The 319-nt window shown below is 64.6% G+C and carries 1 pseudogene; it reads right to left on the bottom strand.

Annotated features, from left to right (window positions below):
- Nucleotides 1-319, bottom strand: a pseudogene (locus tag EN852_RS41450) (ABC transporter permease); the annotation flags it as partial.

The raw sequence follows: 319 nt of genomic DNA, 5'->3' as shown, positions 1-319 counted from the left end.
AATAGGGAGTGACGGGAGCCTCGTTGCGCTTGATGACGGCCCAGGTTTCCGGCTCGGCCCATTCCTTGCCGAGCTGGATGAACTTTTCCCTGTAGGGCCCGCCGTCCGACTTCTCCACCATCCTGGCCGCCGCCAGGACACGGCTGCGCATGCCTGAAATCTCGTAGTTCAGCCTCTTGCCGAGCAGGGCTGCGGTGCTGTTGTCTTTGGCGACCTTCAGATCCCCGGCCAGCGCGGCGTAGACCGGCTCGTCCGGCACGGATTTTCCGTCCCAATCCCGCAACGCCACCAGCGTGCGCGGTAGCACGGAGCGCGTTTC

This window comes from Mesorhizobium sp. M2E.F.Ca.ET.209.01.1.1 (genome assembly GCF_004010375.2).
In the GTDB taxonomy this organism is placed as follows: Bacteria; Pseudomonadota; Alphaproteobacteria; order Rhizobiales; family Rhizobiaceae; genus Mesorhizobium.
The sequence above is the reverse complement of the archived record's forward strand: the minus strand, read 5'-3'. Positions and strand labels throughout refer to the sequence as shown.